At 40.6% G+C, this 15,180-nt stretch carries 14 protein-coding genes; 3 read left to right on the top strand and 11 right to left on the bottom strand.

Going from position 1 to position 15,180, the window contains the following annotated elements; genetic code table 11:
- Window positions 1-29: 29 nt before the first annotated feature.
- From FTU46_RS09945 to FTU46_RS09925, 5 genes are all read right to left on the bottom strand, one after another.
- Window positions 30-1,226, bottom strand: coding sequence for a PilT/PilU family type 4a pilus ATPase (locus FTU46_RS09945; RefSeq protein WP_125278619.1), 1,197 nt, complete (start codon window positions 1,224-1,226; stop codon window positions 30-32).
- Window positions 1,227-1,628: 402 nt separating this feature from the next.
- The gene (locus FTU46_RS09940) at window positions 1,629-2,807 is read right to left on the bottom strand and encodes a PilT/PilU family type 4a pilus ATPase (protein WP_180104913.1); all 1,179 of its coding nucleotides are present in this window, start codon (window positions 2,805-2,807) and stop codon (window positions 1,629-1,631) included.
- A gap of 255 nt (window positions 2,808-3,062) precedes the next feature.
- The gene (locus tag FTU46_RS09935; protein WP_180017403.1) at window positions 3,063-4,112 is read right to left on the bottom strand and encodes a 3-deoxy-7-phosphoheptulonate synthase; all 1,050 of its coding nucleotides are present in this window, start codon (window positions 4,110-4,112) and stop codon (window positions 3,063-3,065) included.
- A gap of 538 nt (window positions 4,113-4,650) precedes the next feature.
- Window positions 4,651-5,175 (bottom strand): hypothetical protein, encoded by a 525-nt coding sequence (locus tag FTU46_RS09930; protein WP_159122907.1) that lies wholly within the window; start codon window positions 5,173-5,175, stop codon window positions 4,651-4,653.
- 230 nt (window positions 5,176-5,405) lie between these two features.
- The gene (locus FTU46_RS09925; protein ID WP_166138145.1) at window positions 5,406-6,518 is read right to left on the bottom strand and encodes an S-(hydroxymethyl)glutathione dehydrogenase/class III alcohol dehydrogenase; all 1,113 of its coding nucleotides are present in this window, start codon (window positions 6,516-6,518) and stop codon (window positions 5,406-5,408) included.
- A gap of 120 nt (window positions 6,519-6,638) precedes the next feature.
- Here FTU46_RS09925 and FTU46_RS09920 point away from each other — a divergent pair, with 120 nt between their 5' ends.
- The 3 genes from FTU46_RS09920 to FTU46_RS09910 all read left to right on the top strand — a co-directional run bounded on the left by FTU46_RS09920 (window position 6,639) and on the right by FTU46_RS09910 (window position 9,557).
- Window positions 6,639-8,192: a phospholipase D family protein gene (locus tag FTU46_RS09920; RefSeq protein WP_166138148.1), complete on the top strand. Its 1,554-nt coding sequence runs from the start codon at window positions 6,639-6,641 to the stop codon at window positions 8,190-8,192.
- 263 nt (window positions 8,193-8,455) lie between these two features.
- Window positions 8,456-8,893 carry a hypothetical protein gene (locus tag FTU46_RS09915; RefSeq protein ID WP_125278624.1) on the top strand — a complete coding sequence of 146 codons (438 nt, stop codon included), beginning with the start codon at window positions 8,456-8,458 and terminating at the stop codon, window positions 8,891-8,893.
- A gap of 172 nt (window positions 8,894-9,065) precedes the next feature.
- Complete coding sequence (locus tag FTU46_RS09910; RefSeq protein ID WP_180104912.1) at window positions 9,066-9,557, top strand: pyridoxamine 5'-phosphate oxidase family protein; 492 nt, start codon at window positions 9,066-9,068, stop codon at window positions 9,555-9,557.
- A gap of 60 nt (window positions 9,558-9,617) precedes the next feature.
- Here the strand turns inward: FTU46_RS09910 and FTU46_RS09905 are convergent, their stop codons facing one another.
- The 6 genes from FTU46_RS09905 to FTU46_RS09880 form a co-directional block, all read right to left on the bottom strand.
- Window positions 9,618-10,202: a uracil-DNA glycosylase family protein gene (locus FTU46_RS09905; RefSeq protein ID WP_180104911.1), complete on the bottom strand. Its 585-nt coding sequence runs from the start codon at window positions 10,200-10,202 to the stop codon at window positions 9,618-9,620.
- 32 nt (window positions 10,203-10,234) lie between these two features.
- The gene (locus tag FTU46_RS09900) at window positions 10,235-10,945 is read right to left on the bottom strand and encodes an SGNH/GDSL hydrolase family protein (protein ID WP_179993226.1); all 711 of its coding nucleotides are present in this window, start codon (window positions 10,943-10,945) and stop codon (window positions 10,235-10,237) included.
- 158 nt (window positions 10,946-11,103) lie between these two features.
- On the bottom strand, window positions 11,104-12,162 hold the full coding sequence (locus FTU46_RS09895; RefSeq protein ID WP_125278627.1) for a fatty acid desaturase: 1,059 nt from the start codon (window positions 12,160-12,162) through the stop codon (window positions 11,104-11,106).
- A 386-nt stretch (window positions 12,163-12,548) separates the two neighbouring features.
- Window positions 12,549-13,292, bottom strand: coding sequence for an SDR family oxidoreductase (locus FTU46_RS09890; protein WP_004785546.1), 744 nt, complete (start codon window positions 13,290-13,292; stop codon window positions 12,549-12,551).
- Window positions 13,293-13,342: 50 nt separating this feature from the next.
- Window positions 13,343-14,041 carry a histidine phosphatase family protein gene (locus tag FTU46_RS09885; protein WP_034702771.1) on the bottom strand — a complete coding sequence of 233 codons (699 nt, stop codon included), beginning with the start codon at window positions 14,039-14,041 and terminating at the stop codon, window positions 13,343-13,345.
- Window positions 14,038-15,159: a phosphotransferase family protein gene (locus FTU46_RS09880; RefSeq protein ID WP_180017418.1), complete on the bottom strand. Its 1,122-nt coding sequence runs from the start codon at window positions 15,157-15,159 to the stop codon at window positions 14,038-14,040. The genes FTU46_RS09885 and FTU46_RS09880 overlap by 4 nt, the downstream gene beginning before the upstream one ends.
- Window positions 15,160-15,180 lie beyond the last annotated feature (21 nt).

The following is a 15,180-nucleotide window of genomic DNA, read 5'->3' as shown; positions in this document are numbered from 1 at the left end:
CCTGTTTTAATTCTGACACGAAGATGTATTTATTCAGATGCTGAAGTATTTTCCTGTTCTTTTTCTTCAGCTTTCGGTTCTTGCATCATCGTGAATTGTGTTGCTTCTCCAGCAGCAGGATTATCCTGGCGGTTGCTTTTCAGCTTGATCTGTAAACGTAATTCATTAGTCGAATCAGCATTACGCAATGCTTCCTCATAAGAAATCGCACCCTCGTTATACAGGTCAAATAAGGCCTGATCGAAAGTCTGCATGCCCAGTTCACGAGATTTGCCCATAATGGCTTTCAGCTCATGAAACTCACCTTTTAGAATCAGATCAGAAATCAAAGGTGTATTTAACATGATTTCAATTGCAGCCCGACGCCCTTTTCCATCCTGAGTACGAATCAAACGCTGGGAAATAATCGCCTTCATATTCGAAGATAAATCCATTAATAACTGATTACGGCGTTCTTCCGGGAAGAAGTTAATAATCCGGTCCAAAGTCTGGTTAGCATTATTGGAATGCAGTGTACCCAGACATAAATGTCCGGTTTCAGCAAAGGCAATTGCGTGTTCCATGGTTTCGGTATCCCGAATCTCACCGATCAGAATTACATCGGGGGCCTGACGCAAGGTATTTTTCAGCGCATTGTGCCAGGAATGGCAATCGACTCCAACTTCACGGTGAGTAATCATGGATTTCTTGTGTTTATGTACATATTCCACCGGATCTTCCACGGTAATGATATGCCCCGCCGAATTTTCATTGCGGTAGTCAATCATCGCTGCCAGAGAGGTCGATTTACCTGAACCCGTTCCTCCTACAACCAGTACCAGACCGCGTTTTTCCATAATCACGTGTTTCAATGATTCTGGTAATTTCAGTTTCTGGAAATTTGGAATTTCTGCCGTAATGGTCCGGATTACCATCCCGACCTGAAGCTGTTGTACAAAAACATTTACCCGGAAGCGCGATACACCCGGTACAGTAATCGCGAAGTTACATTCTAGTTCAGCTTCAAACTCTTGACGCTGTTTATCATTCATCAAGCTATAAGCAAACAGTTTGGTTTTTTCAGCAGTAAGAATTTGTTGTCCAAAGGGCTTCATTAAGCCCTGATGTTTAATACTCGGTGGAAAATCTGCGGTAATAAATAAGTCTGAGCCCCCATATTCCACTACTTTGGTCAGCATGTGATGCATGAATTTTTTTGCTTCGTCCAACAGTTCTGCCGTGAACATTCTCTTCCCCTGGAAATACACAATTACATGAATTTAAATGCTTGATTCATGCCAATATCATTTGATTTTTATTGTGCAGCGTTTTTTTTAAAGCCTCAAATAGATTTGATTTATAAAGAAAATATTTTTGGAATATTATGTGATGAAGTTCAACAAAATATCAATTAACTAGGCAAAATTTGCATTTTAAAAACTACTTCATTTTAAAAGAATATTACGATGAAAAAGATCATATTCAGGATAAACGCAAGATGGTGAAACTGAATTCGCTAGGCAAGTAAGAATAAAATTAAAAAATTAGATAGGTGGCTGAAAGCTGCCTTGCTTAAAAGCCACCATTAAAGAAGATTTATGACTCAGTTCTATTGAGCTGAATGGCAGTCTGTTTATTAAAAACAAAGATTAGTCAGGTGAAAGTGCACGCGATCTGGACTGTTCCAGAAGTGAAATCTGGGCATTTTCTGCCTGTAAAACAGGATTGATACGACTACTCTTTAATTTGATTTGTAAACGTAATTCATTACTGGAGTCTGCATTACGCAAGGCTTCTTCATAAGAAATAATGCCTTGGTTATATAAATCAAATAACGCCTGATCAAAGGTTTGCATGCCCAGTTCCCGCGAACGAGTCATAATCGTTTTAAGTTCATGGAATTCACCTTTACGAATCAGGTCAGAAACTAAAGGGGTATTTTGCAGAATTTCTACCGCAGCCCGACGACCTTTACCATCTTCAGTGCGAATTAGCCGCTGAGAAATCACGGCTTTGATATTAGCTGATAAATCTAGCAGTAACTGATTACGGCGTTCTTCTGGAAAGAAGTTAATAATCCGGTCCAGTGCCTGATCGGCATTATTAGAATGGAGTGTTGCAAGACATAAATGGCCAGATTCAGCAAAGGCAATTGCATGCTCCATACTGTCTGTATCCCTGATTTCGCCAATCACGATAACGTCAGGTGCCTGCCGCATGGTATTAATCAGTGCATTGTGCCAGGAAACGCAATCTACACCAATTTCACGCTGGGTGATCATCGAGTTTTTATGCTGATAGACATATTCCACCGGGTCTTCGATCGTAATAATATGCCCTTCAGTATGCGTATTACGATAATCAATCATGGCTGCCAATGTAGTCGATTTCCCGACACCCGTTGCACCAACTACCAGCACCAAACCACGTTTCTGCATGATGACCTGTTGCAATGAAGCTGGTAAGCCTAACTGCTCAAAGCTTGGAATATCTGTCGTAATGATTCGAATCACCATGCCTACATTGTGCTGTTGCTGGAAGACATTAACCCGGAAACGCGACACGCCCGGGATGCTAATACTAAAATTGCATTCCATCACCGATTCAAATTCCTGAATCTGTCGCTCATTCATCAAGGCATAAGCAAACAAACGGGTCTTATCGGCTGTGAGTTTCTGCTGGCCAAACGGTTTCATTAACCCTTGCTGTTTGATACTGGGCGGGAAATCAGCAGTGATAAAAAGGTCGGAACTACCATATTCCACGACTTTGGTCAGCATATGGTGCATAAATTTACGTGCTTCATCGAGTAATTCAGTTGTATACATAGCAAGCTTCCTAGGATCATTACTCATCCGCTGTTTAAAAACAGTATCAGGCTGACCTCTAATAAATTATTGTTATTGTTTATTTTTTTAAATTAATTATTTTTTATGAATTTTTTAAAATCGTTTTAATACTCATTGTTTTAATTTTCAAAATATCGAATTGTTGCTTTCAGCATTTAGAAAAATACTTCTGAACAACCATATCCGATCATAATATCTTTCCTCAACGAATTGAGGAAAGATAAGATCGTGAGTTTAAGCGCTACGCTTTAAACTTTCGCATCGCAGTGAATCAGCCATATTTAACAATAATTGCTCGGTTTTTGTCCAGCCCAGACATCCATCAGTCACTGACTGGCCGTAAACCATATCTTCAGAGATTTTCTGATTGCCATCGACCAGATGACTTTCGAGCATTACACCCCGCACATTGCTGTGCAAACGTTCAGCGACGATCTGCTCCAGCACTTCAGGTTGTAGCATTGGGTTTTTTGAACTATTGCCATGACTGCAATCAATAACCAGGGCCGGCAAATCGGTTGAGTGTTTCGCTTTAATTTTTTCAATTTCAGACAACTGGTAGTTCGGACCACTATTTGAACCACGCAGGATCAAATGTGCTTTTGGATTCCCTTTTGAGCTCAGGATACACGGCAGACCCGATTGGCTCATGCCCATGAACTGATGTGGATTGGAAGCTGACTGAATAGCATCAAGAGCAATTTGAATCGAACCATCTGTCCCATTTTTGAAACCGATGCTGTACGGCATATGGCTGGAAATTTCACGGTGAATTTGTGATTCACTGGTACGCGCGCCAATCGCACCCCATGCCAATAGATCATCGAAATACGCTGTCGCCATTGGACTTAATATCTCTGAGGCAATCGGCAGGCCCATGCCAATCAGTTTTAGGTACAGTGCACGAGATTTTTCCAGACCCAATTGAATATTGGATGAGCCATCGAGTTCTGGGTCATACAGGAAGCCTTTCCAGCCTACAGTAGTACGTGGTTTTTCAATATAGGCCCGCATAACCAGGAAAATTTGATCAGAAACCTGTTCCTGAAGCTGTTTTAATTTTTCTGCATATTCCAGTGCGGAAGCTTCATCATGAATGGAACATGGTCCGGTAATCACCATTAAACGGTGATCTTTACCCTCTAAAATATTTTGAATAATTTGACGCTGTTCAGCGACTTGTACAGCCAATTGCGGAGACAGTGGCAATTGCTGCTTAAGTTGCTGTGGCAAAGCTAAAATGGTTTCTGTTTGATGTTGTTGTGATGTATTTGCAATATTCATGACTTTAAATCCTGGGACTGGCAATCAGTCCAAACTTTTATTTGAGCGTTATGGGTCTAATCGAAGATGTCGAAAGCGTCATTAGCTGGCTAAAGTAAGACCAATAAAAGTTGCTAAAGTATGAATAGTTAAAGTTTGTCATGGCTGTCTCCAAAAAATTGTTAAATCACATGCATAAAAAAACCTGATCAGGGTTGCCGATCAGGTATTAACTGGTGGGCAACCTTTTCATTGCCCAAACGCATTCAGGCAATTATCTAAACTGCCAGAAATAAAAATAAGCGTTTGAAATGATAGGTTGCTTTAACATGTTTATGTCTTTCATAAAAATGTGAATCTGAAATTAAAATACGCGCTCTATCCAGTTTTGACAAGTAGTAAATATAAAAAAATATTTATCAGTATTTATACTTTTACTTATCGCCCTAGAATTCTAACCTTTCAGATATTAATAATGGACAAAGTCGTGACGGTCAGCAGACTTTGCCCATTTCCTTAAAACCAAGAGCATATTAGATCTTGGTTTTGGCATTTGCAATTAACGGGTTACGCGATTCCATGCATCACGTACTGCAAATTTTGCCTGTTCCCAGTTCAGACGTGACTGGCCTTTTGCCTGTTCCCATTTTACTTTCAGATCGCTTTCTACATCTTCAAAACGGGTATTGGCATCATATGCTCCACGGTTTTCATAACCGACACGATAGGCCGCATCATAGTCACGATCGTAATCTAAATCGCTATACGTGGTACGGGCATCTGAATAATAAGGGGTTTCAACAGCATTATCTCGCCAGAATGCTGCTTCTTCAGTCGGGTTCACAGCTTCGCCTACGCCTTTACCTGCGAGACCACCGACCACTGCCCCCACAACACCGCCTACTGCTGCACCAACAGGACCGCCTGCTGCACCGACCGCTGCACCTGCAGCTGCGCCACCGGCAGCACCTACGCCTGTGCCAATAGGATGTGCACCTGGCTCGCCGCTAATTGGATCGGCGTTTAAATCATCACGGACATCTTTAGGAGAATTTTTAATACGATCAAATCTATCATTCGACATAGAGCTTATCCTTATTCTTTAAAATGATTTTTAAACATGGTTTTAATCGCGTCTCTCAATACGCTTCTATTCACTATAAGCATCTGGCATGTAATGACCTTAGAAGCCTTGTGTTTTTTAGGTTAAGCTGTGTGGTGCTTTGATAGGCAAATGTATCTGATATATCTTAATTATTAAAACAAAAGGCCGGTGTTAACCGGCCTTTATGAAGTTTAAATCGCTAAATCATTTTAATCAAAATGAATCACGCTACGGATCGATTTGCCTTCATGCATCAGATCAAAGGCTTCATTGATCTGTTCTAATGGCATCGTATGTGTCACAAATGGTTCTAACTGAATTTCACCTTTCATGGCCTGTTCAACCATGCCCGGTAATTGAGAACGACCTTTAACACCACCAAATGCCGTACCCATCCATTTACGGCCTGTGACTAGCTGGAATGGACGAGTTGAGATTTCTTTACCTGCACCTGCTACGCCAATAATCACAGACTGACCCCAGCCGCGGTGTGCACATTCTAGTGCTGAACGCATTACGTCGACATTACCAATACATTCAAAAGAGTGGTCTACGCCCCAACCGGTCATTTCCACAATCACTTGCTGAATTGGCTTGTCATAGTCTTTTGGATTCACAAAATCAGTAGCGCCAAACTGTTTAGCCAGTTCGAATTTATCTGGATTGGTATCCACGGCAATAATACGGCCGGCTTTGGCCTGGCGAGCACCTTGTACAACTGCAAGACCAATACCGCCTAAGCCAAATACAGCGACGCTATCGCCTTCCTGTACTTTAGCAGTGTTATGTACTGCACCAATACCTGTAGTCACGCCACAGCCTAATAAACACACTTGCTCATGGTTAGCTTCAGGGTTAATTTTCGCTAGAGAAACTTCTGCAACGACTGTATATTCAGAGAACGTTGAACAGCCCATATAATGATAAATCGGTTGGCCATTATAAGAAAAACGGGTAGTTCCATCTGGCATTACACCTTTACCCTGAGTCGCACGAACCGCTACACACAGGTTGGTCTTACCCGATTTACAGAACAGACATTCACCACATTCTGCCGTGTAAAGTGGAATCACATGATCACCCGGTTTCAGACTCGTCACGCCTTCACCTACCTCAACGACCACACCCGCGCCTTCATGGCCTAAAATTGCTGGAAATACGCCTTCCGGATCATCACCAGACAAGGTAAATGCATCGGTATGACATACGCCAGTATGGCTAATTTTTACCAGTACTTCACCTGCTTTTGGTGGAGCAACATCTACTTCCACAATTTCTAATGGCTGACCTGGGCCAAATGCAACCGCTGCACGTGATTTCATGTAAAACGATCCTTTTATTACTGATTTACAGATGGTTAACAGTAACCTCTTTCTATTCGGAGATTCAACCATTAACATCACAAGTTGAGGAATAAAACCCCTATAACTAATGGAACATCAATGACTAAGCCCTCGTCAATTACATGTTTAAGTATTTTTGTTTTTAGCCTGACTATTTCTGGCTGTGAATTAGCTCCCAATACAGCAAAAGAAGAAGCTATTACTCCAGTACAATCGACCCACTGGATCAGAGAGGAACAACTGCCACAGATTCAGGAAGGGAAAACGGCTTATCTACCTTTATATGACGGTTTTATGAGTATGGCGGCAAGGTTATATCTGATTAATCAAGCCAAATACCATCTCGACCTGCAATATTACATCTGGAAAGATGACTATATTGGTAACATGATCCTCTCCCAATTATTAAAAGCCGCAGACCGTGGCGTGAAGGTTCGGGTTCAGATTGATGACCAGAACGGGACTCAACTGGATGATAAGTTGCTGGCCTTAGCCCAGCATCCTAATTTCGAAGTCCGACTATTTAATCCTTATAAATTCCGTCAATTGCGTGCCCTGGATTACGGATTCCGTATGAAATATATTAATCCGCGTATGCATAACAAACTGATTATTGCGGATGGTACGGCAGCGGTCACAGGTGGTCGGAATATCAGTAGTGAATATTTTGATGCCAGTAAGGATTTTCAGTTTAGCGATGTTGATATTTTCTTTGCCGGAAAGCCAGCACACGATGCGAATCAAACCTTTATCAAATTCTGGAACGATGATCTAAGCTATGATATCCGACAAGTTCTAAATGATTCGGGTAATCCACAACTTTTAAAACGACTAAGAACTGAATTTAAAGAAGATGAAGTCGATAAAAATGAATTGAAACGCCGAGTCGGTATTGCGGAGCAGCAGATTGATGAACAACTGAGAAAGCGCCCGATCAAATGGGGAAATGCCTATTTTGTTGCCGATGCCCCTTCCAAGGTTCGTCGTAGCGCCCAGAATGGCGATTATATTTATACCCATATGCTGGAACTCATGGGTGAACCCAAAGACCACCTGGAATTGGTTTCTTCTTATTTCATTCCTACTCAGGAAGGTGCGGATTATTTAAGTAAACGTTCCCAACAGGGTGTCAAGATCAGAATTTTAACCAATTCTTTCCAGGCAAATGATGTTGCTTTGGTTCATGCCTATTATCAGCAATACCGTAAACAGCTGCTCAAGAATGGAATCGAGCTCTGGGAATTCAAACCTTATATTGAACGGCCAAAACGGACCTGGTATGAAATTATGACCGGTAATATTATTCCGGCCAAAAATAAGAACAGTTCCAGTTTACATGCCAAATTCTTTGATCTGGATGGCATGGTATTTATTGGTTCCTTTAACTTTGATCCACGCTCTGCCTATTTAAACACTGAAGTCGGTCTGGTGATTGAATCCGATCAACTTCAAGATGAAATTACTAAGTCCTTAAACCAGTATTTACCCAGAATGGCTTATCAACTGAAGTTAGATAAAGAGGGTGAGATCATTTGGCTGGAACACCAAAAAAATGGTTCAGTCATTCAGCATAATCATGACCCTGAAACGACACAGTTCCAGCGTTATATGATGAATCTGGCAACAAAATTCCCGGGAGAATGGTTAATGTAATGACAGATACATTGCAATCAAATTACATTTAATGTGATTTTTCCTTAATTGATAGTTGGCTTTGGATATTTTAAATCTTTATTGGTGATAAGCTGAACAATATAAAATTGACTAAATCTCTAAATCGGGTTTTTATACTTATATTTTTCAGCTTATTTCTTATATATTAATCAGATCAATACCTACAAAGGTTTTACCTATTCCGTTGATTGCTCTAAAATTACACTTTTCCAGTATTTTGCGAATTTTCGCTTTCCACTCCCATGCAATTTTTTGATTTAAGTCGTCAGTTTAAACTCAGTGATATTCTCACCCCTGTTAAGACCTTGCAGGATCTGTCTCAACAAGAATGGTTTTTAGCCAAAATACGGGTTGAACATGACTGCCTGTCTGATTCGGACTTGGTCGAAGGTCAGGTCGTACTTAAATCTAATCAGAATATCCAGGTCGAACTGGAATGGCTGATTCAGGATACCGGTTATGAATTACAGGTGCTATTCAAAGGTGTTGAAACCGAAGCTTCTGAAGAAACACTGGTGATGGTTAAAGGCGCGCAACTGGTCGATGAACAACAGCAACTGATTTCTGCACAAGCTTTAAGTTTATGGATTGACGGGACATTACTCCCGATGTTGCCGAATATCCGCAAAGAAATTAAAGCGCGCTTAAACCTGTGGGATTATGTGGAATATGATGGTTAATTCATTTTTCCATTTCTAAAATTTGAAAGAGCCATATCGGCTCTTTTTCGTTTACAGGGAATTTACCTAATATATTTAATTGGTTAAATTGCCCTTGCCTGAATATTTTTATGGCAATGCCTATTTTAGACATACAGATTAAGCTTGATTAAAATAATAAAGAGAAAACATCATGATTTCCCCTTCTGAATGGCAAAATATCCGTCAAGTTGTTGCAGATGCGCAGCGTGCAGCAATGCATTGTTCGATCGCAACCGTCAATCCCCAAGGCTTTCCTAGTATTACTCCGATCGGAACTGTCTTTCTGGATCAGCAGTCTAGTACAGGTTTCTTTTTTGATACTTACTCCACCACCTTCTCTGAAAATTTACAGCATCAGCCACTTGCCTGCATTCAGGCTGTGAATAGCAGCAAACTGTTCTGGTTAAGTTCCATGTTCAAGGGAAAATTTAAGCATTATCCCGGTGTACGTTTATATGCAGAGATTGGCTCTTTACGTCCTGCAACAGCGGAAGAGATTGAGAAAGTTGAATCTCGTATCTCTACATTAAAATGGAGTAAAGGTAGCAAACTGATCTGGTCCAGCTTTCATCATGTTCGGGATATTAAAGTTAAGGATTATCGCTGGGTCGAATATCCCAATATGCAGGTAGAAAATACTTAAATACTTTCTAAAAATAAGCTTATTTCATAAATATACTTAATATTTATATTTATTCATAACTCAAATTAGACCGACATGCTCGAACATCATCCGGTAACTATCTGCTTTCTTATCCAGAGCCAAAGGATAAGCCCGGGATGAAGATGGCATCCGGTATAGATACAGGTCACGGCCAAGAAAATGTGCCTGTGTTGGCTCACCTATACCGGGTTTCAACGTACCTTCAGGCATAGAGAGCATCAAAGTATCTGTGGCCTTGTCGCCTGTAGTCATGATGTGGTTGCAGTCCGATATTTTCCCTAATAGATCCCGCAAATTGGTTGGCACTACAATTTCTAGAAATTTATCGGAAGCATTTCCCTTCAGGCGTCGGATCTGATAAGCACTGTCAAAAATCGCAATCCCCGTTTCAGTTAGAAACTCACGGATTAGATGTTCCTGAAATTTTTTATTAGGTAAGTCCAAAAAGTAATCTTTATTTTTAAAGAAAATTAACCCAAATATCCGCCACATATCATTTTGGTAATTCGGATAATAAAAATTCATTTTCCAGCGCGTTGCGGGTGGCGGAAAACTGCCCAACATCAATAATTTGGCATTGGGCGGTAAAAATGGCGGTAATGGATGGGTTTCAATATCCGACATAAACTGTTCCAGATTCAGGTATTTCAGTTATTTTAGAATGCCTGACGGATCTTGCTAGCGACTTCTTGTCCCCAAAGTGTATAAACTTCCTTACTTGGATGAAAACCATCTTTGGCCATTTGTAAATTCATGGCCCGATATTTTTCAATATCGTATTCAATCCATTGCATGTTGATCTGCTTGTTCACAAATTTTTCCAGTTGTTGGTTCATGTGTTTGGCATATTGACCAAATAACCAGGCCAAAGGATTCGGTAAAGCTGGGAACATGTTCATTGGAGGGACACCGGCTGCAATGACCAGTTTTGGATTAAACTTTTGCTGGATTTTGCCATAAAACTGTTCCTGCTTCTTGATCCAGACATCGGCAGGCATGAGCTTAGTCACATCATTCACGCCGACTGAAGTCACGACCACATCATAGGATTTAGCTTCAATCTGGTCTAAAGTACGAATGACCTTTGAGGTGGTATCGCCCGTTTTTGCCTGTAACTTCCATTCAATTTCAAAGTCATTTTTTAGCTCATTCAGAATCGCGCCAAGTAAGGCATCATTCTGATGATCTACCCCGACCCCTGCTGCTGCTGAATCACCCACAATCAGTAATGAAAGTTTTTTGCCTGTTCCTGTTTGGCCTTCACGTGCACCCTCTGGTTCTGGAAGTTTTATCGTATTTTTTTTGACACGGTTACCCTGAATTACGAGCGTGGGAATTAAGGCGATAGTGGCAGCTTTGAGCAACATAATGGACTAATTTATATAAAGATATGATTAATTTTACTGCAATTTATGGATTACGAGTAATACCTCAGCAGTCATTTTTAATGAATATTCACGTAACTTTAACTAGCAAAATAAAAAAATCCCGGCGTTTAACGGGATTTTTTAATGTGGCTGATATATCAAACTTTATGATCATTCCAGCGGTTCATGCGCTTGAACGTCCCAATATCATTAAAGCGTACACCCACTTCTTTCATGACTTTATGCGCCGTTTTAGAGGTCAACTGACGTATATAAAAGGGTTCTTTGACCACAAAATGATGGATCGCATGAGTTGAACCGAAATTACAGCAAAATAACTGGAATGGCACCATCCACCATGGATTCAGTACCTGAGTCTGCTTGATGACATCGCGTGGATCAATATCACCATAATAATGCATATTGGAGCTAACGAATTGCAGGCTAAAAGAACGGATAAAATTCGGAATGATCCAAATTACTGCCAAGAAATTCACGAGCGGCATAGCTTCGATGATACTTTCCGACCAAAGCATTTCATAACCAAAGATTGGTGCAACGGCATTGCCTACATGAAAGACTACAAATAAATAGCACAGACCATAATAAATCAAGCTTAATGGCAAGAAGCCTAATAGCTGAGAAATCATGGCAACTTTACGTTCTTTTTCAGGCTGTTTTTCCATAAAAAGATGAATCATTTTAAACATCTGAAAAGGACGCAAATACACTGACATCAACTGGTCACTGATCACTAGAATGCGGCGAATCCCCCATGGCATACCATTACTGATGCCACGTTCTTCAAGATCATATTCAGTGCCTGAATATTTATGATGATGCAAATGCATGCGTCGGCGAGCCCATGGACTAATCGTATTTGGACGAGCCAGCCACACTAAAGCCAACATTAAATGATGTGCCCAAGGTGTTTTTTTGAAATACATATAATGAATCAGGTCATGTTCCAATTCATGTGTCAGTGAAGCAAAAATTGCAATTAGGGGAATGGTGAACCACGCAGAAAGATAACCATATCCATATGCCAATGCGCATGCGATCATCCCCGTCCAGGCAAAACCTAAAATACTCGCACCAATGAAATTCTGATGTTTAAGTATAGGATAACGGGTACGTATTTCTTCCCCGGCCTGTGTAACGATATTTCTGACCTTAGAGATTCGCTGTTGGTCAGTCATATCCGAAGATGTAGACATATGGACAACCTTTGATTTCTGAACAGTTGTACATTAAAGGAATTTATAAAAAAGAGAAGTTATCTTTCCACTTTCGCAGTGAGTATGTTCAAGTTTTGGGCAGTTGTAGTAATTTTTTTAAGACCAAGAATAAAGCAGAAAAATAAGGAGGTATTTTCGATAAAATTTATCTTCTTAAAAATTTAATTATTTCTATTCTGATAGAATTTTAATTTTATATAGAAATAAAATTTATTCATCATCAAAGTTTTAGCTATTTAGAGAATTTCAACTAACCTTATTCATCATATCTTTTACCTTTAAAGCCATTAGTAAACTTATCTCATCTAATTTTTTTAATTCTAGAAAGTAAAAAAGCCCCGAATGGAGCTTTTTAAATTGAGGTTTTAACCTAATTTATTGACTAATTTTAGCGGTAATACTTTCATTGCCAAACCGAGGGGCAACCAAGGCCATTTCGGCACATAAGCTTTGACTGGTGCTTTCTCAATTTCTTCTGCCAATAAACGTGAACCCGTTTTCTCATCCACTTCAAACGGTAATTTTTTCGCGCCTTCATTGATTTCAGTACGAATATAGCCTGGGAAAATGGTCGTGACTTTAATTGGTGTATCAATTAGCTCAGCACGAATGCCTTCAGCCAGATGTGCAACCCCAGCCTTACTTGCGCCATAAGCAGTCAAGTGTTTTGGCATACCACGCATTGCGCTCATCGATGAAATCATCACCAGATGACCGGAGTTTTGTGCGCGGAAAATTTCCACTGCAGCTTCACATTGTGCCAATGCAGAAATAAAGTTGGTTTCAACAGTAGCTTTATTGATCGCAAAATTACCTTTACCAATCCGGCGGCCTTCACCTACACCGGCATTGACAATAATCCGGTCAATGGTGCCAAAGTCTTCTTTAAAGGCACGGAAAACTTCAAAAACCTGATCATAATTGGTCACATCCAGTGTTTTGGCAATGACTTTAATATCATATTGGCTCTCGAGTTCCTGCTTCAAAGTTTCCAGACGTTCCAGACGACGTGCACAAATCGCCAGGTTATACCCTTTTTTTGCAAATTCACGTGCCATACCGGCACCAATCCCTGAACTTGCACCAGTAATTAAAATCGTTTTAGCCATATTTTTACCCTATCCCTTTATTTTATAAGGTGTTTTATCTTCAATAATTTTTAAATCCAGGTTAGCAGGTCTGGACGCTGTGCTTTAATAAAATGATGTTCATTCAAACTGAGTAGCTGGGGTTCATTTCCGACCAGACGCAATGTAGTAATGCTGGTATTGGTAATTGCCCAGTTTAAAGCGAAAGTTTTCTCCGGACTCAGACCCAGGATTTTACCTACCGCCACAGAGATGACGCCACCTGAGGTATACACGATTGCATAGCGCGGTTTAGTTTGCGCAAGCTGATCACATAAGTTCTGCAAACCGGTTTCTACGCGGCTTTTAAAATTTGGCCAGGATTCATCATATTCATGGTGATAATCATCACAGGTCCAGCGAGCAATCGCTCCACTAAAGATCTTGCTCAGATAATCCCGTGGATTGGCATGTTCTGAGACATCCTGCTTAAGCAGTTCAGGCTGATTAAAACGCGGTTCATAACGGGCAAAGACCTGCTGATGATTAAACTCATTCCAGGCACTATCGGTCAAAATCTCGCTTTCAGGAAAACATTCATCTAAAGATAACTGTGCCGTCTGTTGATGACGTTGCATAGAACCAGCCACTACATACGGTGCTTCTTTCAGAATTTCATCAAAATAACGACCGAGCAATTTTGCCTGTAGTTCCCCATTTGGCGAAAGCTGATCATAACTGGCTGCCCCGAAAGATGCCTGTCCATGCCGGATCAAGTAAATGGTGGTCATTTTGGCATTAACTCTTTAAATTTCAGGATATATTTTTGTGCAATGTCATTGGCTTCAAGCTTTTGTAGACCAATCAGTTTTAAGGCACGAATATGCAAGGCATGAATGACTACCCAAAAATCCTTAAAGGCTGGATTGTTGGTTTGTTTGTGGTAATAACGATAATAGATCTGCTGAGCAATTACCGAGAGACGGAAAATCCCAAACACTTCATAGAATGTCCAGTTTTCCGGTTGCAGACCGGTTTTCTCCAAATAGTAATCGACCACTTCTTTACGGGTAAACATACCTTTTAAATTGGTGGGCTGACGACGTGTTGCTTTAAAAATGGCATTGTCCGTATCTTCTACCCAATAAGCCAAGGCAGAACCCAAGTCCATCAGCGGATCACCCAGGGTGGCCATTTCCCAGTCCAGCACCCCAATAACTTCAGTTGGATTTTCTGGATCCAAAATGACATTATCAAAACGCCAGTCATTGTGAATGACACAGGTTTTAGAATCAGATGGAATATTATCTTTCAGCCAGTTACGCACGTATTTAAAAGATGGAACATTTAATGTTTTGGCTTTTTCGTAACGTGCATCCCAGCCTTCTACCTGACGACGGCAATAGCCTTCACCTTTGCCTAACTTTTCCAGTTCTGTACCAGTGTAAGGAACTTGGTGTAGTTCGATCAGCTTATCAATCACATTAATACATAGAGTCTGGATATCTGGTTCAGTCAGTTGTAATTCAGGCGGCAGCTTGGCACGCGGAATAATACCTTCAATGCGTTTCATTACATAGAAGTCACAGCCAATGACTGATTCGTCCTGACAAAGTGCCACCATTTCAGGTACGACCGGATAATGGTCAGCCAAGGCTTTTTGTACATGATATTCACGTGCCATGTCATGCGCAGATTTGGCTTTAGTCCCTTGAGGCGGACGACGTAAAATTAAATCGGCATTGGCATATTGCAAACGATAAGTCCAGTTAGAAGCTCCACCTGAATATTGAGTAAGCTCTAAAGGACCTTCTACATTTGCTCCTTGTTGATTTAACCACTCTGTGATGGCCTGTACATCCAGTTCCTCACCTTCACGAACTGATCCACCTACATCAATGACCGCCATAATTTTTCCTTAAAATCTTCT

It is taken from the genome of Acinetobacter sp. YH12108 (genome assembly GCF_013419055.1).
Taxonomy (GTDB): domain Bacteria; phylum Pseudomonadota; class Gammaproteobacteria; order Pseudomonadales; family Moraxellaceae; genus Acinetobacter.
Note: the sequence above shows the minus strand (reverse complement) of the source record. Positions and strands in the feature narration are given on the sequence as shown.

Excerpts from the sequence above, each read along its gene's own strand:
- FTU46_RS09895 (WP_125278627.1), bottom strand. The coding sequence starts at position 12,162 with ATGTCTACATCTTCGGATATGACTGACCAACAGCGAATCTCTAAGGTC.
- FTU46_RS09900 (WP_179993226.1), bottom strand. The coding sequence starts at position 10,945 with ATGTTGCTCAAAGCTGCCACTATCGCCTTAATTCCCACGCTCGTAATT.
- FTU46_RS09920 (WP_166138148.1), top strand. The coding sequence starts at position 6,639 with ATGACTAAGCCCTCGTCAATTACATGTTTAAGTATTTTTGTTTTTAGC.
- FTU46_RS09910 (WP_180104912.1), top strand. The coding sequence starts at position 9,066 with ATGATTTCCCCTTCTGAATGGCAAAATATCCGTCAAGTTGTTGCAGAT.
- FTU46_RS09930 (WP_159122907.1), bottom strand. The coding sequence starts at position 5,175 with ATGTCGAATGATAGATTTGATCGTATTAAAAATTCTCCTAAAGATGTC.
- FTU46_RS09940 (WP_180104913.1), bottom strand. The coding sequence starts at position 2,807 with ATGTATACAACTGAATTACTCGATGAAGCACGTAAATTTATGCACCAT.
- FTU46_RS09890 (WP_004785546.1), bottom strand. The coding sequence starts at position 13,292 with ATGGCTAAAACGATTTTAATTACTGGTGCAAGTTCAGGGATTGGTGCC.
- FTU46_RS09885 (WP_034702771.1), bottom strand. The coding sequence starts at position 14,041 with ATGACCACCATTTACTTGATCCGGCATGGACAGGCATCTTTCGGGGCA.
- FTU46_RS09945 (WP_125278619.1), bottom strand. The coding sequence starts at position 1,226 with ATGTTCACGGCAGAACTGTTGGACGAAGCAAAAAAATTCATGCATCAC.
- FTU46_RS09925 (WP_166138145.1), bottom strand. The coding sequence starts at position 6,518 with ATGAAATCACGTGCAGCGGTTGCATTTGGCCCAGGTCAGCCATTAGAA.
- FTU46_RS09880 (WP_180017418.1), bottom strand. The coding sequence starts at position 15,159 with ATGGCGGTCATTGATGTAGGTGGATCAGTTCGTGAAGGTGAGGAACTG.
- FTU46_RS09935 (WP_180017403.1), bottom strand. The coding sequence starts at position 4,112 with ATGAATATTGCAAATACATCACAACAACATCAAACAGAAACCATTTTA.
- FTU46_RS09915 (WP_125278624.1), top strand. The coding sequence starts at position 8,456 with ATGCAATTTTTTGATTTAAGTCGTCAGTTTAAACTCAGTGATATTCTC.
- FTU46_RS09905 (WP_180104911.1), bottom strand. The coding sequence starts at position 10,202 with ATGTCGGATATTGAAACCCATCCATTACCGCCATTTTTACCGCCCAAT.